At 30.7% G+C, this 26052-nt stretch carries 28 protein-coding genes; 18 read left to right on the top strand and 10 right to left on the bottom strand.

Annotated features, from left to right (window positions below; genetic code table 11):
* The first annotated feature begins 1 nt into the window (after window position 1).
* From FHG05_RS05400 to FHG05_RS05375, 6 genes are all read left to right on the top strand, one after another.
* Window positions 2-1150: a formimidoylglutamase gene (locus FHG05_RS05400; protein WP_140996998.1), complete on the top strand. Its 1149-nt coding sequence runs from the start codon at window positions 2-4 to the stop codon at window positions 1148-1150.
* A 147-nt stretch (window positions 1151-1297) separates the two neighbouring features.
* The gene (gene porK, locus FHG05_RS05395; RefSeq protein WP_140996997.1) at window positions 1298-2674 is read left to right on the top strand and encodes a T9SS ring complex lipoprotein PorK/GldK; all 1377 of its coding nucleotides are present in this window, start codon (window positions 1298-1300) and stop codon (window positions 2672-2674) included.
* Window positions 2675-2729: 55 nt separating this feature from the next.
* Complete coding sequence (gene porL, locus FHG05_RS05390) at window positions 2730-3362, top strand: type IX secretion system motor protein PorL/GldL (protein ID WP_140996996.1); 633 nt, start codon at window positions 2730-2732, stop codon at window positions 3360-3362.
* A 56-nt stretch (window positions 3363-3418) separates the two neighbouring features.
* The gene (porM, locus tag FHG05_RS05385; RefSeq protein WP_140996995.1) at window positions 3419-4969 is read left to right on the top strand and encodes a type IX secretion system motor protein PorM/GldM; all 1551 of its coding nucleotides are present in this window, start codon (window positions 3419-3421) and stop codon (window positions 4967-4969) included.
* A gap of 44 nt (window positions 4970-5013) precedes the next feature.
* Window positions 5014-5901 carry a type IX secretion system ring subunit PorN/GldN gene (porN, locus tag FHG05_RS05380; protein ID WP_140996994.1) on the top strand — a complete coding sequence of 296 codons (888 nt, stop codon included), beginning with the start codon at window positions 5014-5016 and terminating at the stop codon, window positions 5899-5901.
* A 70-nt stretch (window positions 5902-5971) separates the two neighbouring features.
* A complete protein-coding gene (locus tag FHG05_RS05375; protein ID WP_140996993.1) occupies window positions 5972-7027 on the top strand; it encodes an NAD(P)/FAD-dependent oxidoreductase in 1056 nt (351 codons plus the stop codon).
* Here the strand turns inward: FHG05_RS05375 and FHG05_RS05370 are convergent.
* A complete protein-coding gene (locus FHG05_RS05370; RefSeq protein WP_140996992.1) occupies window positions 7020-7427 on the bottom strand; it encodes a DUF983 domain-containing protein in 408 nt (135 codons plus the stop codon). The genes FHG05_RS05375 and FHG05_RS05370 overlap by 8 nt on opposite strands.
* 69 nt (window positions 7428-7496) lie before the next feature.
* Between FHG05_RS05370 and FHG05_RS05365 the strand changes: the two genes are divergently transcribed.
* The 6 genes from FHG05_RS05365 (at window position 7497) to FHG05_RS05340 (ending at window position 12653) form a co-directional block, all read left to right on the top strand.
* Window positions 7497-9419 carry an ABC-F family ATP-binding cassette domain-containing protein gene (locus FHG05_RS05365; protein WP_140996991.1) on the top strand — a complete coding sequence of 641 codons (1923 nt, stop codon included), beginning with the start codon at window positions 7497-7499 and terminating at the stop codon, window positions 9417-9419.
* 63 nt (window positions 9420-9482) lie between these two features.
* A complete protein-coding gene (locus FHG05_RS05360; RefSeq protein ID WP_140996990.1) occupies window positions 9483-10292 on the top strand; it encodes a hypothetical protein in 810 nt (269 codons plus the stop codon).
* Window positions 10293-10347: 55 nt separating this feature from the next.
* Window positions 10348-10923, top strand: a complete 576-nt coding sequence (locus FHG05_RS05355) for a Crp/Fnr family transcriptional regulator (protein WP_140996989.1) — start codon at window positions 10348-10350, stop codon at window positions 10921-10923.
* A 66-nt stretch (window positions 10924-10989) separates the two neighbouring features.
* A complete protein-coding gene (locus FHG05_RS05350; protein ID WP_140996988.1) occupies window positions 10990-11430 on the top strand; it encodes a carboxymuconolactone decarboxylase family protein in 441 nt (146 codons plus the stop codon).
* A 210-nt stretch (window positions 11431-11640) separates the two neighbouring features.
* Window positions 11641-12240, top strand: a complete 600-nt coding sequence (locus FHG05_RS05345) for a hypothetical protein (RefSeq protein ID WP_140996987.1) — start codon at window positions 11641-11643, stop codon at window positions 12238-12240.
* Between the two features lie 32 nt (window positions 12241-12272).
* Window positions 12273-12653, top strand: coding sequence for a glycosyl transferase (locus tag FHG05_RS05340; protein ID WP_140996986.1), 381 nt, complete (start codon window positions 12273-12275; stop codon window positions 12651-12653).
* A gap of 43 nt (window positions 12654-12696) precedes the next feature.
* On the opposite strand, the gene FHG05_RS05335 is transcribed toward FHG05_RS05340, so the two are convergent.
* On the bottom strand, window positions 12697-13665 hold the full coding sequence (locus FHG05_RS05335; protein WP_140996985.1) for an App1 family protein: 969 nt from the start codon (window positions 13663-13665) through the stop codon (window positions 12697-12699).
* Between the two features lie 61 nt (window positions 13666-13726).
* On the opposite strand from FHG05_RS05335, the gene FHG05_RS05330 reads away from it, so the two are divergent.
* Window positions 13727-14605: a diacylglycerol/lipid kinase family protein gene (locus tag FHG05_RS05330; RefSeq protein ID WP_140996984.1), complete on the top strand. Its 879-nt coding sequence runs from the start codon at window positions 13727-13729 to the stop codon at window positions 14603-14605.
* Between the two features lie 6 nt (window positions 14606-14611).
* Here the strand turns inward: FHG05_RS05330 and FHG05_RS05325 are convergent, their stop codons facing one another.
* Together FHG05_RS05325 and FHG05_RS05320 are read right to left on the bottom strand one after the other, a co-directional pair.
* Window positions 14612-15757 carry an 8-amino-7-oxononanoate synthase gene (locus tag FHG05_RS05325; protein WP_140996983.1) on the bottom strand — a complete coding sequence of 382 codons (1146 nt, stop codon included), beginning with the start codon at window positions 15755-15757 and terminating at the stop codon, window positions 14612-14614.
* Window positions 15758-15825: 68 nt separating this feature from the next.
* Window positions 15826-16296, bottom strand: a complete 471-nt coding sequence (locus tag FHG05_RS05320) for a DUF1761 domain-containing protein (RefSeq protein ID WP_140996982.1) — start codon at window positions 16294-16296, stop codon at window positions 15826-15828.
* A 247-nt stretch (window positions 16297-16543) separates the two neighbouring features.
* On the opposite strand from FHG05_RS05320, the gene FHG05_RS05315 reads away from it, so the two are divergent.
* The 5 genes from FHG05_RS05315 (at window position 16544) to FHG05_RS05295 (ending at window position 19619) form a co-directional block, all read left to right on the top strand.
* A complete protein-coding gene (locus FHG05_RS05315) occupies window positions 16544-17005 on the top strand; it encodes a hypothetical protein (protein ID WP_140996981.1) in 462 nt (153 codons plus the stop codon).
* Between the two features lie 175 nt (window positions 17006-17180).
* Window positions 17181-17495 (top strand): hypothetical protein, encoded by a 315-nt coding sequence (locus FHG05_RS05310; RefSeq protein ID WP_140996980.1) that lies wholly within the window; start codon window positions 17181-17183, stop codon window positions 17493-17495.
* A gap of 59 nt (window positions 17496-17554) precedes the next feature.
* Window positions 17555-18211: a hypothetical protein gene (locus tag FHG05_RS05305; RefSeq protein WP_140996979.1), complete on the top strand. Its 657-nt coding sequence runs from the start codon at window positions 17555-17557 to the stop codon at window positions 18209-18211.
* Window positions 18181-18942, top strand: a complete 762-nt coding sequence (locus FHG05_RS05300) for a sensor histidine kinase (RefSeq protein ID WP_140996978.1) — start codon at window positions 18181-18183, stop codon at window positions 18940-18942. The genes FHG05_RS05305 and FHG05_RS05300 overlap by 31 nt, the downstream gene beginning before the upstream one ends.
* A 5-nt stretch (window positions 18943-18947) precedes the next feature.
* Window positions 18948-19619, top strand: a complete 672-nt coding sequence (locus FHG05_RS05295; protein WP_140996977.1) for a response regulator transcription factor — start codon at window positions 18948-18950, stop codon at window positions 19617-19619.
* Window positions 19620-19833: 214 nt separating this feature from the next.
* On the opposite strand, the gene FHG05_RS05290 is transcribed toward FHG05_RS05295, so the two are convergent.
* From FHG05_RS05290 to FHG05_RS05265, 6 genes are all read right to left on the bottom strand, one after another.
* Window positions 19834-20280, bottom strand: coding sequence for a KTSC domain-containing protein (locus tag FHG05_RS05290; protein ID WP_140996976.1), 447 nt, complete (start codon window positions 20278-20280; stop codon window positions 19834-19836).
* Between the two features lie 107 nt (window positions 20281-20387).
* Window positions 20388-22217 carry a BamA/TamA family outer membrane protein gene (locus tag FHG05_RS05285; RefSeq protein ID WP_140996975.1) on the bottom strand — a complete coding sequence of 610 codons (1830 nt, stop codon included), beginning with the start codon at window positions 22215-22217 and terminating at the stop codon, window positions 20388-20390.
* Window positions 22218-22335: 118 nt separating this feature from the next.
* A complete protein-coding gene (locus FHG05_RS05280) occupies window positions 22336-23709 on the bottom strand; it encodes a flotillin family protein (protein ID WP_140996974.1) in 1374 nt (457 codons plus the stop codon).
* A gap of 442 nt (window positions 23710-24151) precedes the next feature.
* On the bottom strand, window positions 24152-24481 hold the full coding sequence (locus FHG05_RS05275) for a YegP family protein (protein ID WP_140996973.1): 330 nt from the start codon (window positions 24479-24481) through the stop codon (window positions 24152-24154).
* A gap of 89 nt (window positions 24482-24570) precedes the next feature.
* Window positions 24571-25308, bottom strand: a complete 738-nt coding sequence (locus FHG05_RS05270; protein ID WP_140996972.1) for a phosphatase PAP2 family protein — start codon at window positions 25306-25308, stop codon at window positions 24571-24573.
* Entirely contained in the window at window positions 25305-26051 is a 747-nt protein-coding gene (locus FHG05_RS05265) for a COG4705 family protein (RefSeq protein ID WP_140996971.1), read from the bottom strand. Before FHG05_RS05265 ends, FHG05_RS05270 begins: the two co-directional genes overlap by 4 nt.
* Between the last annotated feature and the right edge of the window lies 1 nt (window position 26052).

The raw sequence follows: 26052 nt of genomic DNA, 5'->3' as shown, positions 1-26052 counted from the left end.
AATGGTTTTCGATTTTTTACAACCCGTTAGTGAAGATTTTATAACATTTAAAGAGCATTTGCCTAATCATGCTTTAGGTAAAAAAGTGGTGTTTCATACGGTTAAAGACTTTCCAGATTTAGAAGGTGTTGATATTGCAATAATTTGTGTAAATGAATATAGAGGGAGTGAGCAAGAAAATCAACAAAACACCTTTACTTTTTTTAGAAAACACTTTTACTCTTTGTTTCCTGGGAATTGGAATGTTTCTTTAGTTGATTTGGGAAATATACAATTTGGAGAAACCCTAGAGGATACTTATTTTTTAGTTAAGTCTATCAATGAAGATTTATTAAGAAAAAAAATTATTCCTATTATTATAGGAGGTAGTCACGATGTTACTTATCCTATTTATAGGGCCTATGATAATTTAGATCAAATGGTTAATTTAGCTACTATTGACAATCAATTTGATTTTGCAAAGGAAAATGTTGCTTTTAATAAGGCGTTTTTAACAAAGATCATTGTGGATGAACCCAATAATATGTTTAACTTTAGTAATATTGGTTATCAAACCTATTACAATTCGCAGGAAGAAATAGATTTAATTGAAAAATTGTATTTTGATGCCTACCGTTTAGGAGAAGTATCGCATAAGATTGCGATTGCGGAACCCGTTTTTAGGGATGCAGATATAGTAAGTGTGGATATGAAATCGGTACAGTCAGCTTATTCAGGTAATGAAAAAGATTTTAATCCAAATGGTTTTGATGGTAAAGAAATTTGTGCATTAGCAAGATATTCGGGTATAAGCGATAAAGTGTCTACTTTTGGAGTATTTGATTGGAATCCTTCTGAAAAAGAATCTATTTTAGTTGCACAAATAATATGGTATTTTATAGAAGGATTTAGTTATCGTTCCAAAGAGTATCCTTTTGGTACAAAAGAGAACTATTTAAAGTATATTGTTTTAGTTGAAGACGAAGAATTGATCTTTTTTAAAAGCAATAAAACCGAGAGATGGTGGATAGAAATACCTTTTTTAGATAATAAGAATAATAAATTGAAAAGAAATACGTTATTACCATGCACGCACGACGATTATTTGGCAGCTTGTGAACAAGAAATACCGAGTAGGTGGTGGAAGGCGTATAGGCGTAATTTATTGTAAATCAAGGATGATTTAGGGAGTTGAACGATTTTTTTTGTGTTAATTTTAATATTTTTTTAAGAAATGCTTCAAAAAAATTGTTTTTTTCAAAATTATTGAATAGGTTTACGCCCTTAAAAGTGAAATTATATTTTAACCCAAATTTATATGAAGAAGTTAGTTGTATTTGCAGCAATCTTATCATTGTTTGCCAGTTGTGGTAAAGGCGATAGAGGTGAACTGGTAGGTGTAAAAGGAAAAAAATGGCATCCAGAAAAGCCTTATGGAATGACATTAGTGCCAGGCGGGGCGTTTATTCTTGGTAAATCAGATGATGATTTGGCTAGTATTCAAGATGCTCCTACTAAGACAGTAACGGTTCGTTCATTTTACATGGATGAGACTGAAATTACGAATGCAGAGTATCGACAATTTGTGGAATGGGTAAAAGATTCTACAATTAGAACTAGATTGGCAATTTTGGCAGAAGAGGTAGGTCAAGGTGGTGGAGAAGGTTCAGATGGAGGAATTGGTGATTATGCTTTTGCTGATGCTAATGTAGAAGAAATGTCTCCTTATGATAAATATATGTACGAAAATTACTATAGTATTGGTACAGAGGAGGATGACTACGCTGGTAGAAAATTAAACCGTAAAGCTAAATTGATCAATGATCCACAGAAGTATCCAGATGAGTATTACGTTGAAGTAATGGATTCTATGTATCTTCCAGAATCAGAATCGTATAATGGGTTAAAAACGATTGATGTTTCTAAGTTGAAATTTAGATTTAGAGAAGTGGATTGGAATAAAGCGGTAACTGTTAAAGGTCGTAAAGACTTATATAAAGAAGTTCCTCCTATTGAAATCTATCCAGATACAACAGTTTGGATTAAAGATTTTGCATATTCTTATAATGAGCCAATGCATAATGATTATTTTTGGCATCAAGCTTATGCTGAGTATCCTGTAGTAGGAGTTACATGGAATCAAGCTAAAGCATTTTGCGCTTGGAGAACGTTATATAAAAACTCATACGTTAAAAAGAAAAAAGGAAGAGATCAAGTAAACTCTTTCAGATTGCCAACTGAGGCTGAATGGGAATATGCGGCTAGAGGTGGTCTAGAATCAGGTGCTTTCCCATGGGGAGGTCCTTACGCTAAAAATGATAGAGGTTGTTTTATGGCTAACTTTAAGCCAAATAGAGGTGATTATGCTGCTGATGGTGCTTTATATACTGTTGAAGCAAAATCGTATGAACCTAATAACTTCAATTTGTACAATATGGCAGGTAACGTTTCTGAATGGACCGAATCTGCTTATGATGTAACTGCTTACGAATTTGTATCTACTATGAATCCAAACGTAGCGGATCGTAAAAATCAAAGAAAAGTTGTTCGTGGTGGTTCATGGAAAGATGTAGCTTATTTCTTACAAGTTTCTACTCGTGATTATGAGTATGCAGATTCTGCAAGAAGCTATATCGGTTTCAGAACTGTACAAGATTACATGGGTACTGCTGCAACTGCAACAAGTCCTAAATAATATTTAACCAATTTTTAAATTATAAATTAAACTTAACTAACTAAAATTATTTATTATGGCAATTTTAAGCAAAAAAGCAATGAATTTCCTTTATGGAATGGGAGCAGCAGTTGTAATCGTTGGAGCATTATTTAAATTACAACACTGGCCTGGTGCTAATGAAATGTTAATTGTTGGATTATTAACAGAGGCAGCTATCTTTGCTTTATCTGCATTCGAGGCACCTGAAAAAGACTTAGATTGGTCTTTAGTGTATCCAGAATTAGCTGGTGGAGATGCTGGCGACAAAAAGAAAAAAGAAAACCCAACTGATGCTCAAGGTTTATTATCTCAAAAATTAGATAATATGCTTAAAGAAGCTAAAATAGATGGAGCTTTAATGGAAAGCTTAGGAAGTAGTATTAGAAACTTTGAAGGAGCTGCTAAAAGTATCTCTCCAACTGTAGATTCTATTGCTTCTCAAAAGAAATATTCTGAAGAAATGTCTCAAGCGGCTGCTCAAATGGAAGCTTTAAACAGTTTATATAAAGTTCAATTAGAAAGTGCTTCAAGAAATGCTGAAGCTAACAAAGAAATTGCTGATAATGCAGCTAAATTAAAAGAACAAATGCAGTCTATGACTTCTAACATTGCATCATTAAATGCAGTTTACGGAGGTATGCTTTCTGCAATGAACAATAGAGGATAATTAGTTTTATCATTAAATTAATCGATTTATTAATCAAAAAAACTAATTAAAAAGACATGGCAGGAGGAAAATTAACCCCTAGACAGAAGATGATTAACCTAATGTACTTGGTTTTCATCGCAATGTTGGCATTAAATATGTCAAAAGAAGTATTAACAGCTTTTGGTTTGATGAACGAAAAGTTTGAATCAGCTAACACTTCTTTAGAAAACAGTAACAATGGTTTATTAGGATCTTTAGAAACTAAAGCTAATGATAGTCCAGAACAGTTCGCTGCTACTAAAAAGAAAGCGGATGAAGTATCTAAAATATCAAAATCTTTTTATGCTTATTTAGGAACATTAAAAGCTGATGTTGAAGGTAAGTTTGAAAAAGAAGAAGGTAAATTACCATATGAAGCAATGGATAAAAGTACTATTGATGAAGAATGGTTTCAAGGTGATGGGTATTCTCCTAAAGGTAAAGAAATAGAGACTAAGTTCAATGCTTATGTTGCTGATTTAAAAAAAGTATTTGGTAATGATGTAAAGTATCAACCAATTATTAAAAATTTAGAACAAAAATTTTCTACTAGTGATGTAACTAATAGAGAAGGTGTTAAAATGAAATATTTAGATTATCATTTTAAAGGTTTTCCTGCTATTGCTACTGTTTCTAAAATAACAGCTTTGCAAAATGACGTTAAATCAATTGAAGCTGATATTTACAATGCTTTCTTAGGAAATGCTTTAACTACAATTGCTTCTTTCAGAAATTATAATGCTATCGTTATACCTGAAAAATCAGCTTTCTTTGCTGGTGAGCAATTCAAAGGTAAAGTTGTTTTAGGACGTTATGACAAATCAACGGTTCCAACAAAAGTTGTTGTTAATGGTGGAGAGATTGATTTAGCTACAGCTGTAACTGATGGACAAGTTAACTTAGGATTTAACGCAGGTAATGTAGGTGAGCATGACATTGAAGGTAAATTTACTTTCATGGAAGATGGTAAGCCTGTTGATATTGATATTAAAGGAAATTATGTAGTAGTTCCAAAGCCAAATTCAGCTACAATTTCAGCTGATAAAATGAATGTAGTGTATAGAGGTGTTGTTAACCCTATGACAATTTCATTTGCTGGTATTTCTGATGATAAAGTAAATGCTTCTGCAGCTGGTTTATCTAAAGGTTCTGGTGTTGGAAAATACAACATGAGTCCTGGTCAAGGTAGAGAAGTAGTAATTAACGTTACTGGTAAATTACCTGATGGTTCAAACGTGTCTGACAAAAAGACTTTCCGTATCAAAGATATTCCTGGTCCACAAGGTAAAATTCGTGGAGAGGTGGCTGCATCTGGTCCAAAATCAAGTTTAGAAGTTTCAACAGTTACTGCTGAATTAGAAGATTTTGATTTTGAATTAGGAATTGATGTTACTGGATTCAATATTAAAGTTCCTGGTCAACCTACAATCGTAGTATCTGGAAACAGAATGGATAGTAGAGCTAAAGGGGCTATTCAAAAAGCTGGTAGAGGTGATGTAATTATCATTTCTGAAATTAAAACAAGGTTAAGAGGTAGTTCAATCATGATGAAGAAAACTGCTCCTTGTACTTACGAAATTAAATAAGAAGTTTTCAAGAGGTTTATTCATTAAACTAAAAAATAGAAAAGATGAGTTGGAGAAATTTTATGTTAGTTGTTGCATTAGGTTTAAGTTCTACTTTTACTTTTGCTCAATCTAATCTTTTAAATGCAAAAACACCTGATCAAATTGGTCAGAAAACAGAAGCTGAATTAGTGGCTGATAATGACAAACCATTACCTTATGGCTATGTTATGGACAGAGACGTTTTAATGGGTAAAAGAGTTTGGGAATACATTGATCTTGATGAAAGAGTTAATTTTCCATTATACTTCCCTGTTGAAGGTGATTTAGGTCCAGATAGACAACCACTTTATAACGTATTAATTAATGGAATCAAAGATGGTAAGATTACTGAAGTTTACGACAGTAGTTATTTTACTGAAAAGAAATCATTAAGTGATATTGAAGCTTCTTTAGTTTATATTGATACTACAGATGCTGGTAGAGAATATTTCAATGCAGGTGAAACAATTCCTGAAGAATATATCGTTAAAACAGAAATTGAAGCTTTTCACGTAAATGCTTACAAAACTGTTGGTTACTGGTACTTTGACAAACGTCAAGGTGAAATGAAATACCGTATGTTAGGTATTTGTCCAGTTGTTCCAGATGTATTTACATTGAATAGTGAAGAACCAGAGGATGTTGAATTATTTTGGGTTTATTTCCCAGCGGTTAGAGACGTTTTACACGAAGCTAAATCGTTCAATAACAAAAACTCTGCGATGCCATTTTCTTTTGATCACTTGTTAAACTCTAGAAGATTTAACGCTGTGATTTATCAAGAAGAAAACGTTTATGGAGATCGTCAGATTAAAGATTACATGAAAGAGAATGCGCAAATGCAACTATTAGAAGCGGAACGCATCAAAGAAAAACTACGTAATTTTGAACAAGATATGTGGAATTATTAATATAAAATTTCTCCAATTTTAATATAAACTCTTATCATTAATTTGATAAGAGTTTTTTTATTTTTGCCTTATGAAAGATTTCTTAATTGTTGGTGCTGGTATTGCTGGTATTTCTTTTGCTGAATTGTGTATGCAAAACAATAAATCCTTTGTGGTTTTCGATGATAATTCGCAACCTTCATCGCGAATAGCTGGTGGTTTGTATAATCCTGTTGTCTTAAAAAGGTTTAGTGAAGTTTGGAAAGCCAAAGAACAATTGCTATTGGCTTCTCCTTTTTATAAAAGTTTAGAAGAAAAACTTCAAACTACTTTTGACTATAAAATACCAATTTATAGAAGATTTGCTTCTGTTGAAGAACAAAATGATTGGTTCACTGCAGCAGATAAGCCTAGCTTGTCTGATTTTCTTTCTACCAAATTGATAGAAGATAAATATCCTTCTGTGATTGCTTCTTATGGTTACGGAGAAGTTTTGTATACGGGTTATCTAGATGTTAAAAAAATGGTTTCTTCTTATGCTTCTTATTTAAATGCTTCTCATTTGTTTGTTTCAGATCGCTTTAATTATGAAGAAGTTGTTATTACAAAGGATTCTATTACTTACAAGGATACGAAATATAAAAATATCATCTTCGCAGAAGGTTTTGGTTTACACGCTAATCCTTATTTTAATGATTTGCCTTTGGATGGAACCAAAGGTGAATTACTAATCATAGAAGCTGCAGATCTGAAAATTGATGTCACTATAAAATCAAATATATTTATTCTTCCTATTGGTAATAACTTATACAAAGTTGGTGCTACTTATGACTGGAATGATAAAAGCAATGTGCCAACAGAAATAGGTAAAAATGAATTAATCGAAAAACTGAAAGATACAATTACATGTGACTATAAAATAGTCGAACATTTTGCGGGTGTAAGACCTACCGTTAAAGATAGAAGACCTTTAGTTGGTACCCATTACAACTATAAAAATGTACATGTTTTAAACGGACTTGGAACAAGAGGGGTAATGTTAGCTCCATTTTTGGCAAACCAACTTTTCAATCATCTGGTATGGGGAGGTAATTTAGAGAAAGAAATCGATATCATTCGTATTTATAAAAAAAGAAACCTTATTTAGTTTCTTCTTTAATTTTCTCTTTCTCTTTCCAATTTTTATCATAATGAATAAACATATTAATCCATATGTTTCTTGAAACGCGCATGATAAATGGCATAAAAACCACAAGTGTTCCTATGATGGCATAAAAAGAAGTCATTAAACTACTATCCAAAAATACTTTTGTGATTACAAAAGCGGCTACTGCAAAAGCAATTCCTACCGCATAGCTTACATACATGGCTCCATAAAAGAAGGAGGGTTCAATTTTATAACGAGTATGGCAGTGGCTACATCTTTCATGCATTTGATAAATATGTTGTAAATGATATGGGTTTTTATCTACATACATACTTTCTTCTTGGCATTTAGGGCAACTTCCTGTTAAAATGCTATTTATTTTCGTTCCTTTTTTTAACATTTGCAAAATATTTACACAAAGGTACAAATTGTAAGAATGGGTTTGTGTAACAATAGTAACAAAATAGTCATGATTAATATACATAATTTATCAGTTTCATTTGGTGGAACATATTTGTTTGAAGAAGTAACTTTTCGTTTAGGTGCTGGAGATAGAGTAGGTCTGGTTGGGAAAAATGGTGCTGGTAAATCAACGATGTTGAAGATTTTAGCAGGTGATATAAAACCAGATTCTGGAGTTATTGCTACTGAAAAGGAAGTGAGAATGGGGTTTCTTCGTCAGGATATCGATTTTGAAGAAGGAAGAACGGTTTTAGAAGAAGCGTATCAAGCATTTAGTGAAATTAAAAAAGCAGAAATGCGCATCGACGCAATTAATCATGAACTGGCTACCCGAACCGATTACGAAAGTCAATCGTATTCTGAGTTAATCGAAGAGTTAGGAGAAGTAACCCATCATTATGAAATTTTAGGTGGTTATAATTATGTAGGAGATACTGAAAAAATCTTATTAGGTCTTGGTTTTAAAAGAGAAGAATTCAACAATTTAACGAGTACCTTTTCTGGTGGATGGAGAATGCGTATTGAATTAGCCAAATTATTATTACAATCCAATGATATTTTATTGTTAGATGAGCCTACCAACCACTTGGATATAGAAAGTATCATCTGGTTAGAAGGATTTTTAAAAGGTTTTCCTGGAGTAGTAGTGATTGTTTCTCACGATAAAATGTTTTTGGATAATGTTACTAATAGAACCATTGAAATATCTTTAGGTAAAGCCTATGATTTTAACAAACCGTATTCTCAATATTTAGTATTGCGAGAAGAAATTCGCGAAAAGCAATTGGCTACACAAAAAAACCAGGCTAAAAAAATAGAAGAAACTGAAAAATTAATTGAAAAGTTCCGTGCAAAGGCATCTAAAGCATCAATGGCTCAATCATTAATCAAGAAATTAGATAAAGTAGAACGCATTGAAGTAGATGAAGATGACAATTCCGTCATGAGTATTTCTTTTCCAGTTTCACAAACACCAGGACGAGTTGTTGTGGAAGCAGAACATGTTACCAAGGCATATGGCGATAAGGTAATCTTAGAAGATATTTCACTATTAGTAGAAAGAGGTAGCAAAATTGCATTCGTAGGTCAAAATGGTCAAGGGAAATCTACCTTTATTAAAGCGCTTGTAAATGAATTTGAATACGAAGGCACTATCAAATTAGGACACAATGTACAACTCGGTTATTTTGCTCAAAATCAAGCTGAATATTTGGATGGGGAAAAAACCTTACTAGATACGATGCTTGAAGCTGCTTTAGATTCCAATCGTTCTAAAGTGAGAGACATGCTTGGGGCTTTTCTTTTTAGAGGTGATGATGTGGAAAAGAAAGTCAAAGTACTTTCTGGAGGAGAAAGAAACCGTTTGGCGCTATGTAAGCTACTTTTACAGCCAATTAATGTCTTGTTGATGGATGAACCTACCAATCACTTAGATATTAAATCTAAGAACGTTTTAAAAGCGGCTTTGGAAAAATATGAAGGTACTTTGTTATTAGTTTCACATGACAGGGATTTTTTACAAGGCTTGGCTAATATTACCTATGAATTTAAAAATAAAAAAATCAAAGAGTATTTAGGAGATATCAATTTCTTCTTGGAGCAAAGAAACGCGCAAGATATGCGTGCTTTTGAAACCAAAGACACCGTGAAGACTCCAAAGCAAACGGCTCCAATAGTAGAAAAGAAATCGCTTTCTTATGAAGAGCAAAAGAAGCAAAAAACATTACAAAATAAGTTAAGTAAAATTGAAAGCCAAATTCAGCAATTGGAAAGAGATATTCAAAAAGACGACAAAGAATTGGCCACTAATTACGATAAATTAATTGAAAACGCGTCTTTCTTTACAGCTTATGAAAAGAAAAAGAAAGAATTGGATCAGTTGTTAGAAGATTGGGAAACGGTTCAAGAAGAGATTGATGGGATGAATTAAATTTAGAATGAAAAGCTAAAGAAAATAAGTTAGATTTTCTATTTAATAACAAATCTTTAAAAAATGAAACTAAAAAATAATATTCAAATTCTACTATTACTCCTTTTTTGTTTGAGTGCATTTTCTCAAAAGAAGACTTACTTGGACTTTATGAATGAAAGAACAGTAACATTTCCAGGTTGTGAAAATGCAAGAGATAAATCCGAATGTTATCGAAGAAGTGTAGGAGAAATTATTTTAAAAGATTTAAATACAGTTAGCAATTTTAAAAAAATTGGTTCAATACAAGAGGTAATAGAAATTCAATTATTACTTAGAACTGAAATTTCTGGAGAAACTACAGTGCTTAAAGTAGATTCAAAGCACAAGGAAATAGATACTATTGTTATTGAAACCTTGAAAAAATTGCCACAAATTACTCCTATAGTTTATCTTGAGCCTAAGTCTAGTTCTTTTGGCTTTTATGTAGTGGTAAAGAAAAACAATAAAACTGGTCGATTTGAATGGGTAGAAAGGAAAAGTAAAACTGACTTATCTAAAGAGCCATATCCAGTTCCTAATGATTTTAAGCATGCTGCATTTAAAAATTGTGATACTATAAAAAACGATTATGATTGTTTTGTTCATTCTTTTACAGAATGGTTAGTTATAAACTTGGGAGATAAGATAGATACTTTTAAAAAAGAAAGGTTTTATATTCAGATTACCATTGATGAAAAAGGAAATTTAGAAAAAAAGAAGTTTACGTGTAATTCAGAAACATTAAAAAATGAATTAGAAAAACTCTTTGAAAAATTTCCAAAACTAATACCTGCTGAAATGAAGGGCAAAAAAACAAAAATAAGTTACTCAATTCCTGTTACATTTCAATAAATTAAAGTTCCAGCTATAGTTCTTATATTTGTAGGAGTAAGCTAATTCTAAAACTATGGCTCAATCTTTTTATTCACATATAACTAAGTTTACAAAACTAGAAGAGACAGAGTTTGAAGCGGTCTTGCCTTTTTTTAAGACAATTAAAGTGCGTAAAAAAGAGAATTTGTTAATTGAAGGTCAGGTATGTAAAACGCATTTCTTTGTATTAGAAGGTTGTTTGAGAAAATTTTTTATCAATAACAAAGGTGTAGAGCAAACTACCGAATTTGCTATTGAAAATTGGTGGCTTACAGATAACATTGCGTATGAAAGAGGTTTGCCAACGGAATTTTATATTCAAGCAGTAGAAAATTCAGTAGTATTGGTTATCGACAAACAGTTGCAGGACAAATTATTATTAGAACATCCCAAATTAGAGCGCTATTTCCGGTTTATTTATCAACGTGCTTTTGCAGCTTCTCAAATGCGTATTAAATACCTTTATGATTTTTCTAAAGAAGAAGCGTATTTTCAGCTTTGTAAAAACCAACCCGAATTTGTACAACGGGTACCGCAATATTTAATTGCTTCCTTTTTAGGCTTTACCCCAGAATATTTAAGCGAAATTAGAAATCAGAAGCGTTCTTAAACCAGTTTAAGTTTTTTGTGTATTAAGATGTCGAACTTTGTTCTGTTCATAATAAATACCCAAAAAATGGAAACAAGAGTAAACATTCACACATTAGAACCACAGGCTTTTAAAGCTATGTTGGGTTTAGAAAACTATTTAGCCACCACTCAAATTTCAAAAGCGCATAAAGAATTACTTAAAATTCGTGCTTCACAAATTAATGGTTGTGCTTTTTGTATTGATATGCATACCAAAGATGCTTTGAAAAATGGAGAAACACAACAACGTATCTTTTTAATATCTGCATGGAGAGAAACTACTTTATTTTCAGAAGAGGAAAAAGTAATTTTAGAAATGACTGAAGAGATTACATTGCTACACCAACAAGGGTTATCTGAAGCGACATATAAAAAAGCAAGTGTTTTGTTTGGTGAAAATTATATTGCTCAATTAATTATAGCGATAATAACAATTAATGCTTGGAACCGAATTGCGGTGAGTACACATATGCAAATAGAAGCCTAAACAAAGTCGGTTAGTAAATACGATAACAATAGCGGAAGTTTTTCTGCTATTGTTGTTTTTATAAAGAGTCTTAGACTTAAAAACAACTTTTTTATTTGTTATTATCTTGATGAAAAGAAGTTTCAAGAATGAAAAAGTTTAGGTTATATTTGCGACAGCTAGCTTAAAAATGAGGTTAGTGGGTGTTATAAACACAAAATTCTAGCATAAATGAGAACTGTTGAAGAAATTAGAGCTAATTATAAAAAATTTACAGATTCTAAAATTGAAGATTTAGCAAAATACGAATCAAAATCGTTAAGGAGAGATGTATTAAGTGTTTTAAAGGACGAGATTATTGCTAGAAATTTAGATCCCAATTTAATAACATGGGTCGATGCTGAAAATGATTCACTTAGTGAGATGGAAAAGAAAAACCTCAAACAGAGAATCAAGCACTTACCTTGTCCTACTTGTTTCAAAAAAAATGGTGAGATTTATGGTTATGAAATTACAACTGTAATCTCTTTTTTGATTTATTGTAATGATGTTACTGAATTTAAAATAACCTGTTCTGATTGTGCGAAAAAAGCTAAGAGTAATGCAATTTTAAAAACCTTATTTCTGGGTTGGTGGTCTCGGAGTGGGTTTTTTGTTACTCCAGCCACTTTGTTAAAAGAGATTGTTAATAGGTTATTTTACAAAGAAAAAATAAGTAACCGAGTCATAGACAATTTTATTGCTACTAATACAGGAATGTTTAGATTAAAAGGCATGGAAAAAGAAGCTTTGCTTTCTTTGTTGAAAAAGCTAAATAGAGAAAAATATTAAAACCAATTTATACATTATTAAAACTACTATCTATGAAAAAGCGAAACCTACTGTTATTGTTCTTGTTTTCGATTGTTTTATTTTCGTGCGAAGGTTCTGATGCCTATCAAGGTAAATGGAAAGCTATAAATAGAGATGATGAAAGGTTTGAAATTACGTTTACTGCAAAGGAAATAACTACTAAAGATAGTAAGAGAAAAACCTTAAAATATGAATATAGTCAGAATTCGATTCACTATGAAAATGGTGCCACCGCATATGGGATTCAATTGAGTGATGGCAGAGAGTATCAACTTTTTTTTCCAAAAAAGGATAAGAGTGTAGGGATGTTATTAGATAGAGATGGAAGAATAGTGTATACGTTAAGCCGAAACGCTTATGTTAACTATGATGATATTTACAAGTTGGATTAAAAATATTTTAATTGATTGCAAGGATGTTAAACTAGGGTATATATTAGTCAATCAACCCAATCGATTTTGAATGCGCAATGGCTTCTTTACTCGATTTAAAATAACAAACCGCTACATCTAAACTTGTAATATTGTCTAGAATTTTTTTTGTTGCTTGTTTTTTAGAGGAACCTACTTGTCTAATATAGATGGCTTTAATGTGCAAAGGGAAAATTTTACAAATAGCTTCATACAATTTAGGATCTTGTTGTGAATCATCACCTAATAAAACATATTGCAATTCTGGATAAAACTCTAAAACGTGTTTGATTTTTTCAAATTTATGATTGTGATTGCCACGACCTGTAAAAAACAATTGGGTCAAACTGGTTTTAATGTCCTTTAGAAGCAAAACGGCTTTTGGAAGTTTGTGTAGTTCTGTAAATTGGGTAATCAAACTGTATAAATTCCATTCGCTACTTGAAACATAAAAAAAAGCGTTTTCTTCTTCCTTGTTGGTTCTTCCTGCTTTTTGTAAGGCTTGATAATGAGGAACGGCATCTTCAAAAACCTTTCGTTTGTTTACATTTTTAAATAAAAGAATGTAGATTTTTTTAAATGGATTTCGTGTATGGGAAATTAAAAAAGTATCGTCTATATCAGAAATAAAACCAAATTTTCCCAGCTTGGGTTGAATATAACTCGAAGAAGCAGTAATTCTTTCCCCTTCATGCACAATTGAAACCGTATATTTTTTCCAGCCAAAAGTGGTGTCTTCCTTTAAAGGAATACAAAATTTAAAATAGCCATCTTCCAGCGTTTTGGTATGAATTTTTGTTCCATTAATATCTAAAAAAACATCGGTATTGGGTTTTGTTTTTACTTGAAATAGGCGAATAATGGATTGCGCATTCTGAAAATTTTTCTTTTGAAAATCATAATCGGAAATACTATTAGGCTTAAACACATGACCCATTACAATTAATTCTTGATTATTTGCATAGCCACGATATAATTTTAATACCGGTTTCATTTAATTTTATACATTTGATTAAGAGTTTTACAAATTACAAATTAATTAGGGATTCGATAATATGTCAGTTAAAAATAATTATTTACTAGTCGTAAATCCAATTTCAGGAGACAGAGATAAAACTACATTGATTACACAAATTCGCGATTTTGCTCAAGAAATAAAACAAGAAATCTTCGTTTATGAAACAACAGGTTCTGAAGATAAAGTTGCTATTCAAAAATTATATCAAGAACATCAACCGGTTCGCGTTCTCATTGCTGGTGGCGATGGCACAATTAAAATGGTTGGAGAAGCTTTAGAACAAGAAGATGTGGTTTTTGGAATCATTCCAGCAGGTTCTGCTAATGGATTATCAATTGATTTAAATTTACCAACTACTGTTGAAGAAAATATTAAAATTGCTTTTCAAAACGACTATATCGCAATTGATATGGTGGAAATTAACGGAAAGAAAAGTTTGCATTTAAGTGATTTAGGATTAAATGCATTATTGGTTAAAAACTATGAAAATAGTGACACTAGAGGAAAATTAGGTTATGCGTTACAGGTTATTACTACCTTAACAGAAGCCGATGATGAACCTTTTGAAGTTGTTATTAAAACATCGGAAGGCGAGCTACATACCAATGCTAAAATGATTGTGATTGCCAATTCTCAAAAGTATGGAACTGGAGTAACCATTAATCCTAATGGCAAGATTGATGACGGCAAGTTTGAAATCGTAGTTTTAAAGAGTTTGGATGTGTTTACTATTAGCAAAATTGTAACCGGTAATATTCTTTCGAATACGGAAGAAGTAAGTATTTTTTCCACTGATCAAGCAGTAATTACTACTCATAAGAAAATCAGTTTTCAAATTGATGGTGAATATTGTGGAGAAGAAGACGAATTAAAAGTAGGAATTTTACCAGCTCAAATGAAAGTAGCGGTTCCTTAAAATAGTTTATTTAAAAGGATGACGTTGTTGCCAAGAAACATTAGGTTCAAGTTTGCTGAAAATTTTTGGCATTAAAAAATTAATTAAAGGATTGGTGTGAAAGATAAATCCAGTCATATCAATAGGCTCAGCACCAATAGAACTCTTTATCTCTAAAGCTGTACGTCCAAAAATGATTTTTTTAAATTGATGTTCAATGCCAAATTCTGTCATATTATAAAGCATATTCAAATACAACATGTGTTCTTTTTGATGTTCCTCATCATAACCTAGAAAATAAGTTTCTAAGGTGTTTTCGTTTAATAAAATGGTATGAAAACCAATTAAAATAGAATCTTTAAAGTAGCCAAATAGCTTAAAACGATTGCCACATTGTTTTTTGAAAAAAGAAAAATGGTTTTTGGAAAGAAAAAAGGTGTTAAAAGGAGCATTTACGGCTACATAATGATAGAGTTCATAAATACGTTCTTCGTATTGAACGATTTCTTCTAAATTGAGCTCTTTAGTAACAATACCTTCAATTTTTTTATGGGCTCTTTTATATTGATCTCTGTATTTCTTAGTGAAAGCATTTACATAATCGGCACTGCTTTGCCATTCAGGGCGCAGCTTAAAAATCATGTTAGGTTGTGTATTAAATTCGTAAAGGGAATGAAAATCATGTGCTTTGAGTTCCTTAGTAAAAGATTTATAAAAATCTTTGTAGGTAACAATATGAATTGTAATCTTTTTTTGTTTGAAATAATGAATAAGTTCTTTTGTACATTCCGATAGAATTTTGCTAATCCAAGCTACTGGAACTTTGTTTTTAAATACAAAACTATTCTCGCCAGTAATCATATTATTGCCTAAGAATAAGACATGCGAACAGAAATTTTTAAAGATAAAATTTCGAATATGCGTTTTCAAACAATTGTCTCTTTCACCAAAAGATTCCAATTGGTCTACATTCACATATTGCGCAATAGAAACACCAATTAATTCAGTAGCATTAAAAATACCAATATAGAAACACTCCATATTTATAGGTGCAGTATGTTGCAACACATTTAAATAGGGTTTTTGTAAAAAATGATTTTCGGATGCAATATCGTCCCATTGCTCAGGAAGTGATTGAACATCTCGATATATTTTAAAAGTAATGTTTTCCAAGGTAAAAAAAATCGTCCCACAAAAATAGGACGATTATTATATAATAAAATGTTAATTTCTACAAATCTTTACACCCAACCACAAATGATAGCGCCCATAATGGCAAAACTTACAATCCAATAACCCGCATGAATAAAAATGTACTTCCAAGATTTTTGTTCAAATAAGAAAGTCGTTCCTAAGACTGGTAAAGCTAAAAATATTCCAATAAAAGTACCATGTAATGCGCCATGTTTAAAGGAACGAAATTTACCTCCATGTACTTTTAAAAATTCAATTAATGCTGGATCATTAGCGTCACCACCTGCAGCTTGTATTGCGCCAATTTCATGATTGACTAAGGTTGGCATTAAAAAAGCGATTAAAAAAGCAAACAAAAAGGCAAATCCAAAAATTTTGGCCATGTTTCCTTTTTTTAATTGTTCTTCCGTTAAACCTGTCTCTTTCATCCAGGCGGTTCCAAAAACTTTAGGATTATACCAAATGGCACCTAAAACAAATGTGCTTAAAGCAGCGACTAAAATTGCTAAATAATTCATGATTAATAATTTTTTGGTTAGTATACCAAATATAATTAAAAAATGGATGAAAAAACATTCCTTAAAATGGAAAGTTTTTTTATCTAAACATGCTAAAAATCCGATGAAATCTAGAAAATACGTATAAATACGTACTAAAAAAGCAGAAAAATACGTATAAATACGTATTGATTGGCTTTGTTTTTGTATTTAGTTTTGAAATGTTGATACTGAAAGAATAACAAATAAAATAAATAAAGTTAGTAAGATGTATTTGGTTAGTTTAATAGAAGATTTAAAAATTAATAAGCGAACTGTATTTTTAGCAATTGCAGGTCAGACCTATTATTTTTTAATTGCATTTTTTCTATTTAAGCAAGATTTCTTATTACTTATTGATGAAAATTACTTTTTCGATAGGAATTTTTATTATGTAATGGGAATTAGTTTTTTGATGTCTTTTATTTGGTTTTTTATGAATATTTGCGTTTCAACGGTTTTACTTCTTTTTACGGATCATTTTAGAAGTACAAAATATTTAGGTAATCCATCTGGAATTTTTATTAATTCCATGATATGTTCTATAGGTTATTTAACATTTGCCATGCTGATTAATTTTTTACTGGATTATGATTTTAAACATTTTATTTCTTTTTCATTTAGTTTTATCGCTGTAAGAATTGTATGGTCGATGATAAAATCATTATTTTTTAATAAGAGTTTTGTTTAAAATGATTTTATTATACCTGCTTCTAAATAAAATGATTAGCTTCATAGTCCAGTTTGTTTTAGTCTCTTTTTTTTAGTCTTATTTTATTAAAAAAATGTTAAAAAAATTTTTTTAAGACCTTTTTTTGTTAAAAAAATGTTTATTTTAGTTCTGTTAACCCCTAAAAAGATAAATTATGTCAATTAACCCAAATTCAGGTGAAAAAATTAGTTTAGATGTAGCATTAGAGTTAGTTAGTGCTTTTAGAAGTAATCATCCAAAAGATATTAAAGCTTCTTTCGTTGGTATTGAAACAATTAATCTTATCTTATCTCAAGCAAACTGTATAGGTGTTCGTATTTATAATGGATATGATAATGGAACAGGAAAATTATCCCCAGTATTAGTAGGAGTAGATAGTACTGGTAAAGACATGGTAGACGGTGTTATTCTAGATCGATTGAAACCTTGTCCAGAATATTGTGATACGTCGAGTCCATTAATTAAATAAAATTATCAATATAAAAAGAGAACTTCTTGAAGTTCTCTTTTTATTTACCTTTGCTATTAATGTTACAGTATATAGAAAATTTTGCATTTGTTGATTTTGTGTGTCTTCTTGGTATAATTCCATTGATTGTTTATTTGTTCAACAGAAATGTGACTATTGAAACACGTTATCTTTTACCTTTAATTTTTTTGACAGCTTTTGCCAGTTTGTATGAAATAGTAGGTACTTCAATTTTTCAATTGAGAACTAAATATTGGTTTAGAGCCTATATATTTTTAGAATTCTATACTGTATTATACTTTTATTACAAATTGTTAAATTTTAAAAAGATATTACTTGGCTTTGGAATAATTTATTTAGTAGCTTATATATATTTACTATTTCAATGGAATACAGACAAAAGAGGGTTAAATGATTTGCCTTTGAATATAATTGTTACACTCACTGTAATTTGTTCGAGTTTTTTTTGGTTTATAGAAGTATTTAAAAAGTTAGAAGATGTACCACTTTATAGAAGAATTGAGTTCTATTATATTTCAGTTTTATTAATTTATTTTTGTGCTACCTTTTTAATGTTTTTAATGACAGATTATATCATTAACAATGATTCGCTTGAATTGCTTTATTATTGGGATATAATTGTTATTTTTAACGCATTATTAAGGCTAACTTTAATTTTTACCGTTTGGAAAGCAAGAGTGAAATTGGAACATTAATACTTATTGGTACAGGATTTATAGTTTTATTGGTCCTAATTGTTCTGTTTTTAGCTGTTTTTTATCAAACCTATGTGATGAAAATGAAACGCAAGGAGGCCGAATTACTTCTTAAAACTTCCTTAGAATCTGAGAAACAAGAGCGTAAAAGAATAGCTGCAGATATACATGATGGTGTATCTGGAGATTTAAATGCCATTCGTAATTTTCTCTCTGTACTTTATAAAACAGAAACTTCTGAAGAAAAAAAAGCGCTGTATGATGATATTAAAACTGGGGTAGAAGCGGCGATTGAAAATACGCGATTAGTTTCTTACAAATTAATGCCGCCCTTATTAGAAACTTCTGGTTTTTTAGTAGCTTTAGAAGATTATTTTTCACGCTTAAATTCTAAAACGACTGCAAAATTTTTTATAACAACCGATTTGAATGCAGTAGATTTATCCAATGAAGTTTCCTACGAACTCTTTAGAGTTATTCAAGAATTGACTACTAACATGATAAAATATGGTAACATTTCTAAATGTGAAATTCAAATTTTAAAAGATGGTTTAGGCTATTCTATTTGTATTGCTGATGATGGAATACCTTTTAATTTTAAAGAGATGTATGTTTTGTCAAAAGGAACTGGATTAAAAAATATCAGTTCAAGATTAAAAGTTATAGATGCAATTTTTAAGCAAAATCAATGTGTTTTAGGAAATGAATTCGTAATTTCGGTAAAAAAATAAACATAATGAAGGTAGCGATAGTAGATGATCATCAACTTTTTAGAAAGAGTCTAGCCCATTTGCTCAATTCATTTGACGAGATTGATGTAGTTTTACAAGCAAATAATGGGAGAGAGTTTTTAAGCTCTATTGAAGAATATGACATTGATTTAGTATTATTGGATATCCAAATGCCAGAAATGGATGGATTTCAAACGTGTAGGATTTTAAAAGATAAGTATCCCAATATTTATGTTTTAATTATTTCTCAATTAACCACTAAAGAAAGTATTCATAAAGTGATGGAACTAGGAGCTCATGGCTTTTTTACAAAAAATTCAGATCCGGTTCAATTGCATAATGCCATAATAAGTATCAAAGAAAATGGATATTATTTTGGGAACGAACTTGGCTCTGTTATTCGAGAAGTGATGCTTTGGGAAAAAAAGCGCAATGATGAACAGGTAGAAGATGGTTTTGAAATTGATGAAAATTGTTTGACTGCCAGAGAAATTGAAATCATTAAGTTGGTTTCTAATGGGAAAAGTAGTAAAGAAATTTCGGAAATACTAAATATTAATGTGCGAACAGTAGAAACTCATCGGAAGCATATTATGGAAAAAACAAATTCCAAAAATTTTATAGGAGTTGTTGTATTTGCGTTAAAATACCAACTCATTGCTTTAGAAGAAATTTAATAAAAAAGGCTACTATGTATAGCAAGATACGTGTAATTACGTATGAAAAAAGCTTAAAAATACGTGTAAATACGTATTTTTTTTTGTTTTAAATCGGCTTATCTTTGAGTAGATAGTTTAGAGTTTGTTTTGTTAAGTTTGTTTGATAGTAAGCAAATTTAAAAAGGAAAAGCTGCCTTGCGGGGCAGCTTCTTTATTTTATAGTTTTGAAAAATTATTCTGCAGCAACTAATTTAGAAGCACTACGGTATAAAAAATTTCCATAAATATGTCTTCTTGCAAATCGACTAGGAGATTCTGCGTTAATCATTTTAACATAGGTGTTTTTCGGTACACCAAAATACTCGTATCGGTTTCCATCTAAGAATTGTATATACAAAACGTTATTGTCCATATAGAAATCTTCAATATTTACCGATGAAGTCGTTTTTAAATACATTTCTTTATCTTTTGCCAAAGTTTCATTAGCTATACTAACTAAGAAATGATACGCTTCAATAGTTAAAGTACTTATAGCTTCTACTTCTTTTTTCTTTTCTTCATCCGTAAATTTATCCGGATGATTTTCTTTCATATTGGTTCTGTAGATAGATTTTAATTCGCTTAGAGTAACGTCTTTTGTTACGTTGAGTAATTTACGATACTCTACAATTTTTTTCATATTCATAAGTAAAAGAGATAAATACTTCCTAGAAAGTAATAGGTAAAAAATAAATTAGCGGCAAATGTACAGTTTTTTACCTTTCCAACTGTGAAAAAAATATTATTTTATTGATATCTAATATGATAGGGTTTTGAAAGACGAAATTGAGGTAATGTTAAATCATCATTTTCAAACGAATTGGTCTTAATTACATTGTTGCCTTGAAAAGGAATACTAGGATAATAAGAAAAAGAAATTTGAAAGCTATTGAAAACCAAATAATCGTTATTGATTAGTAAACCAATACCAAATTTAGAATACACTCGTCCCGCTAATAAACTCCTATTACGTTCAGAAATAGAACCCATCGTTATATTTAAATACGGACTAAAGCGAAATCCTTTCCAGCTACCAGGGGAATAGGTTTGAGTTTGAAATGAAAGCAACCACTTTTTGGTTCCTTTTACTAAATCGGTGAAACCTTGAATTCCAGAATTTCCATCTAATCCAATTAAATCTTTTTGAGAAGCATCACGATTATTACCCCAAACAAAAGAAGGTTTAATAAATTGTCTAGTTTTCCATTTTCCAAATTGCATCAAGGGACTAAAATAATTCAATCCAATTTTTAATGTGTTTTGATACGTATTGCCTTGATAAAAAAAGCTTCCCCATTCTGCAGTACCACTAACATAACCAAAATCATATTTGGCCCCATAAGCAATTTTACTACCGAGATAGAGCCGCGTGATATCATTTTTATATTGGTAACCCACATTAATTGCAGCAATTTCTCCATACGGTACATCTTCCACAATATCATAGTTAAAAATAAAACTGTCTTTATAATACTTTTGAGAGGTAATACCTATTTGAGAAATAATATTGGTTTCATTCGCAAAAAAAGAGGTGGGATCTAATGTTATATCTGGTTTCTGTAAGAATATTTTTTTATTATAGGCAAGAGATACTACTAATCTTTGGGATCTGCTGTCATAATCTTTATTGTTGGATAGTTTAAAGGAACGTCCTATCCAATATTCTTGAAATTCAGATTTAGTTGGACTTATAAAAACACTATCAGCTTCAATGATAAAATGTTCTCCAAGTACTCTATTTTCAAAATACATTCCTCCAGCCCATTTGGTTAAAGCCGAGAAAAAACTTCGGTTGAGTGAGAGAATTCTTCTAGTATTGTTGTCAAAATCATTTTCGTAAATGGCGTTGAAACTGATGTAACTATTTTTAATGTTATTGATAGCATACGCTCCAGATTTGGCAGTATATCCATCTGAAAAGCGTTCTTTAAAGCTACCACTTAATTGATGTCCTGTACCTAATAAATTCCTTTCTCTTAATGAAAAACGTCCTTGATCTGATGATAAACTACCATTTGGTAAAATACTCCAAGAATCCAAAAGAACAATATCAACATCTATAGAATCTGAGGCTTTAGATATGGTTTTGGGAGTAATTACCACACGTCTTACATAGCGTTGGTCTCGAATTAAACGTTCCGATTCTTTAATGGCTAAATTATCAAAGGTTTCATCTTTTTTAAAGAGTAATAAATTTCTAACGGTAAATTTTTTAGTCCTAGCATGTAATGCATTACCAACTTTTTCTAAGCTTTTTTTTGGTTTTTTAGTGGTGTCATCCACTGCATATCCAAAAGGATCCAACGTTTGAATATTAATATTGCGAATGATTTTTCCATTGTATTTTGAATAATCAACCGTTACCTCTTTTTTCTGAGTTTTGTTTTCTTTAGCGTTTAATTTAGAAGGGCGAAAAAATAAGCGGTATACAAACTTAGAGAACTTACCTTTTTTAGAGTATTCATGTATGTCGTGATAGATTTTTACGGAATCCTTTTCCTCTGTTTTTTTTTGAGAAAAACAAGGTTGAAAAAGAAGTTGATTTAAAAATAATAACAGTACAATTTTCTTTATCATAGTGCGGTTTTTCCAGCTAACTTTTGTTCGATAGAACGCTAAAGTGTTGTGGAAATTATATTGTTGGCAATATAAATAAAAAAAGTCACTCTATAAGGAGTGACTTTTAAAATAACCGTTATTGTTTTTTGTTAGTGGTCAAATCGTTTAAAAGTTTAATTTGTAATAACGATTCGGTAGTGTTACCGCTATTGTTTCCACCTGAAATAATCATATTTGCAGGAACTTGCATATTAGAAAGCTCATGCGCTACACCAATGCGTGTTTCTTTTTCAATTTGCGCTTTTTCTTGAGGAGTTAAACCAGCGTTTACTTTAAGACGGTTGGCATCAGCTTGTGCTTTTTCTTTAATTAATAATGCTTTTGCTTCTAGTTCGGCAGTTTTTACTGCAATTTCAGCCAATTGTCTGTTGGATTCCTCTTCTTTTACACGCGTTTCAATCGCAATTAAGGTATTAACCTGCATTTTTTCTTGTTTTACACGTTCCGCTGCTTTATCTCTTTCCCCTTCAGCCACAATACGTTGTTGAGCAGCCCTTGCGGTTTCTACTTTTTGAATTTCAATAATTTTCTCAGCAGAAATGTCTCTTTGTTGTTTCAATTTGTCTTCAAAAGCTTTATTTAAATCCACATCATCAATAATTACCTGAGCTGTTACAATTTTATTTACGTTAATTTCATGAGGAATTCTTTTTGGTACTCCATTCACATATACTTTTTCGTTGCGAATGAATTTGTTGATTTCTTTAATATGACGTTTTTTATTTAAAACATCTTCAACACCCGATTCGTCATAAATTGTATCATGCACTTCCACTTTTTTTACCACAAAACCTCCATTTTTCAACGCATCTTCAATTGTCATACGGTAATCAGTAGCCGAACCAGAAACATAATCTTCAGCAGAATACATAAAGGTTACGTTTTTTAATTGCTCTGAAACTGTTGGCAATAAAGTATTATTAATTAAGTTGGACGGATGTCTGTACGTTTCCACTAATTTAATAAAAGATTCGTCGTCGCTTGGCATTTCAAAACGAACCGAAGCATATACGTTAGCATCTACTTTATCTATAAAACGAACATTAATACCATTAGGAATAACACCTTCAATACCCGTTACATCTTGTTTGTAATTGCCTTGTTTGTCTAAGGCAACACATTTGATATCGATAAATTTTTCCCATTCTTGAATTTTACTAAAAGGAACAATAAACTTAAGTCCAGGACTCATAATGGTTGAACGAGCTCCTGTAGGGCTTAAAATATAATATTGATGTCCTTCTTTCGAAAAGATAACTGATTCACTAATTAAGAGAATCAATACTCCAAAAAGAAAAACTCCAGCTCTTACTTTAAAATTCAAATAAGAGATAAAGTTTAAATAAGAAGATTTTTTTTCGCTTTCGCTCCATTTTTTATGTAAATAGGGATACACAATAGTAATAACGATAGCAAAAATCACTAATAAATAACCAAAAAATGTTAACATGATAAATAAATTAAAAAATAGATTAATAGTATATAAGGTTTAAAATTTCAATATAGAAAGTGCTCCAAACTATAAAGCATAGCAAGATGAACAGCTGACAACTCTCAATAAGGAGTTACAGACACAATAACGATGATAAAATACTAGGATTTAAGTTGGTGGTTTTTGATTACATACCTACAAATACGCCACCAATTGTGTCGGGAAGTTTATCACAAAAGCTTTTTATAGGCTTTTTAAAAATAAGAAGTGTAGGAGCAGTTTTCATGAGGTTACATTTCAATTTCTTTGATAGTAGTTTTACGTTGAAGTAATTAAAAATGTTACAGAAAAGTTAAAAAATATTTTACAATATAAAGTAAATGTTTGAAAAATAAATAGTTGTAATAAATAAAAAAGCTATTGAAACAATAGCTTTTAAATAAAGAGATATCATAAGTTGTTAGCTCAAATCTTCAACAGTTGCATCGGGAGCATTTTTTTTAACCGATTCAATTCCGTTATCACGAGCAGCTGTACTTTCATACATTTCACTAGAACCAATAATTTGACCGTTAGAAGCTTTAAGAGAAAAATATGCTTTTCCATTAGAAGAAGTTTTCTTTTCAAAACGTTCGTCTAGTTGTGAATTCTTTTTTACAGATTCAATTCCGTTTTGACAATTGGCTTTGGTAGCATAACCTTCACTCGCTAAAATAACTTGTCCGTTAGTAGCTTTTAAATTAAATTGAAATTCTCCGTTAGTTCTTTTAGAGATTACAAATTTTCCCATAGTGATACTTTTTAAGTTAAGATAAAATTTATCTTTTAAATGTAGTAAAAATTGGGTTATAATAAAAATTTATGGAATGCAATTGCAATTTAAAAATGACAACTTAGTGCAAATCCAAATTGTTTACCATTATAATAAGGTAAAGCAGCAACTTTATTTTTCGATTCTTTTTTAAAGAGTAACGAATTAATTTTAGGATATAGCCAATAAGCAGTTTTGGTGCATAAAATTCCTATTCCTGCTCCAGCTGCAACATCTGTTAACCAATGTCTGTCATTGTACATTCTAAACAAACCTGTTCCAGTTGCAATTGCATATCCAGTAATACCATACCATACTGATTGATTTTTGTATTCTTGCCAAAGAAATTCAGCACCTGCGAAAGCTGTTGCAGTATGTCCTGAAGGAAATGAATTATTTGATGAGCCATCAGGTCTTTCTATATGAGAAATACTTTTAATACTGAGAACACTGGCAGAAACTAAAAGATAGGATGTGGTTAAAATGACGGTTCTGTCTCTAAAATTATGTTCTCCTTCAATTCCTGCCAAGTTTAATCCGTAAACACTTGCAGCAGGTAGGTATTGACTAAAGTCGTCTATCGAAATCTTTTCATCAATATTTTCATTAATTTCTTCTTTAATTTCAGAATTAAAATTTTTTATTCCATCACTTTCAATTCCTATTACACCATATCCAATTAATACTGAGGGAATGATAAGTGCTTTATAGTTAAATTTGTTTTTTTGGATGGAATCATTTTGCTTGCTTTGTGAGTAGGTGTAATTGGCAAGTAATAAGAGTAGTAGAGGGGCAACTTTTTTCATATTTCCATTTTTTGATTTCTTTTATAATGATTAAAAAGTAATAGTATTATGATAAGACCTAATGAAATGATTGTAGCATTTAGAGTCCCTAAGTCTAAACCACCTTTATTAATTGGTTTCGTTAGAAAATCTCCGAAAGTAGCTCCAAACGGTCTTGTAAAAATAAAGGCTATCCAAAATAACACGACTTTGTTTATTTTGGTGAAATAATGGAGTGCTACTACTATAATTATAATACCTGCTGTTATAAGAGCACCATTAATATAACTAAAGTTAAGTACATCACTTATATAATCACCAAAAGCAGTTCCAAGACTATTCGAAAATAAAACGGCAATCCAAAATAACAGTTCTTTTTCTTTTTCAAATATTGGGTAAACAGTTAGTGATTTATATTTTTTATACCAAATCACTAATGAAATAGTCAAACCTAATGCTAATAGTAATGTTCCAAGAGTGTAACCAAAATGAAGTGTTCTATCGATAAAATCTGAGATTTCAGTTCCAAAAGTAGTTGTGCTGATAATTACTAACCAAAAGTAAACGGGGATGTACTTTCTAGCTTTTAACTGTATTACTAAAACAATTAAAAAGAATGCTAATGTGATTAAAAAAGCTTTACCATATCCTAAATTTAAAGTCATAGATAGTAAATCACCTAATGTTTCACCAAGTGTTGTGGCAATAATTTTTAATAACCAAAACACTAAAGTAATTGCTGCAATTTTATTGTTTTTTTCCATT

Origin of the sequence: Flavobacterium profundi (assembly GCF_006491645.1) — a bacterium.
Lineage (GTDB): Bacteria > Bacteroidota > Bacteroidia > Flavobacteriales > Flavobacteriaceae > Flavobacterium > Flavobacterium profundi.
This window is presented reverse-complemented; position numbering and strand designations above follow the sequence as displayed.

Bases quoted from the DNA above. Each gene is read 5' to 3' on its own strand.
- FHG05_RS05320 (WP_140996982.1), bottom strand. From the start codon at position 16,296: ATGAATTATTTAGCAATTTTAGTCGCTGCTTTAAGCACATTTGTTTTA.
- porM (WP_140996995.1), top strand. From the start codon at position 3,419: ATGGCAGGAGGAAAATTAACCCCTAGACAGAAGATGATTAACCTAATG.
- FHG05_RS05375 (WP_140996993.1), top strand. From the start codon at position 5,972: ATGAAAGATTTCTTAATTGTTGGTGCTGGTATTGCTGGTATTTCTTTT.
- FHG05_RS05370 (WP_140996992.1), bottom strand. From the start codon at position 7,427: ATGTTAAAAAAAGGAACGAAAATAAATAGCATTTTAACAGGAAGTTGC.
- FHG05_RS05340 (WP_140996986.1), top strand. From the start codon at position 12,273: ATGAAAAAGCGAAACCTACTGTTATTGTTCTTGTTTTCGATTGTTTTA.
- FHG05_RS05290 (WP_140996976.1), bottom strand. From the start codon at position 20,280: ATGAAAAAAATTGTAGAGTATCGTAAATTACTCAACGTAACAAAAGAC.
- FHG05_RS05270 (WP_140996972.1), bottom strand. From the start codon at position 25,308: ATGAAAAAAGTTGCCCCTCTACTACTCTTATTACTTGCCAATTACACC.
- porL (WP_140996996.1), top strand. From the start codon at position 2,730: ATGGCAATTTTAAGCAAAAAAGCAATGAATTTCCTTTATGGAATGGGA.
- FHG05_RS05285 (WP_140996975.1), bottom strand. From the start codon at position 22,217: ATGATAAAGAAAATTGTACTGTTATTATTTTTAAATCAACTTCTTTTT.
- FHG05_RS05305 (WP_140996979.1), top strand. From the start codon at position 17,555: ATGTTACAGTATATAGAAAATTTTGCATTTGTTGATTTTGTGTGTCTT.
- porN (WP_140996994.1), top strand. From the start codon at position 5,014: ATGAGTTGGAGAAATTTTATGTTAGTTGTTGCATTAGGTTTAAGTTCT.
- FHG05_RS05365 (WP_140996991.1), top strand. From the start codon at position 7,497: ATGATTAATATACATAATTTATCAGTTTCATTTGGTGGAACATATTTG.
- FHG05_RS05295 (WP_140996977.1), top strand. From the start codon at position 18,948: ATGAAGGTAGCGATAGTAGATGATCATCAACTTTTTAGAAAGAGTCTA.
- FHG05_RS05400 (WP_140996998.1), top strand. From the start codon at position 2: ATGGTTTTCGATTTTTTACAACCCGTTAGTGAAGATTTTATAACATTT.
- FHG05_RS05335 (WP_140996985.1), bottom strand. From the start codon at position 13,665: ATGAAACCGGTATTAAAATTATATCGTGGCTATGCAAATAATCAAGAA.
- porK (WP_140996997.1), top strand. From the start codon at position 1,298: ATGAAGAAGTTAGTTGTATTTGCAGCAATCTTATCATTGTTTGCCAGT.
- FHG05_RS05280 (WP_140996974.1), bottom strand. From the start codon at position 23,709: ATGTTAACATTTTTTGGTTATTTATTAGTGATTTTTGCTATCGTTATT.
- FHG05_RS05310 (WP_140996980.1), top strand. From the start codon at position 17,181: ATGTCAATTAACCCAAATTCAGGTGAAAAAATTAGTTTAGATGTAGCA.
- FHG05_RS05350 (WP_140996988.1), top strand. From the start codon at position 10,990: ATGGAAACAAGAGTAAACATTCACACATTAGAACCACAGGCTTTTAAA.
- FHG05_RS05275 (WP_140996973.1), bottom strand. From the start codon at position 24,481: ATGGGAAAATTTGTAATCTCTAAAAGAACTAACGGAGAATTTCAATTT.
- FHG05_RS05345 (WP_140996987.1), top strand. From the start codon at position 11,641: ATGAGAACTGTTGAAGAAATTAGAGCTAATTATAAAAAATTTACAGAT.
- FHG05_RS05330 (WP_140996984.1), top strand. From the start codon at position 13,727: ATGTCAGTTAAAAATAATTATTTACTAGTCGTAAATCCAATTTCAGGA.
- FHG05_RS05265 (WP_140996971.1), bottom strand. From the start codon at position 26,051: ATGGAAAAAAACAATAAAATTGCAGCAATTACTTTAGTGTTTTGGTTA.
- FHG05_RS05315 (WP_140996981.1), top strand. From the start codon at position 16,544: ATGTATTTGGTTAGTTTAATAGAAGATTTAAAAATTAATAAGCGAACT.
- FHG05_RS05355 (WP_140996989.1), top strand. From the start codon at position 10,348: ATGGCTCAATCTTTTTATTCACATATAACTAAGTTTACAAAACTAGAA.
- FHG05_RS05360 (WP_140996990.1), top strand. From the start codon at position 9,483: ATGAAACTAAAAAATAATATTCAAATTCTACTATTACTCCTTTTTTGT.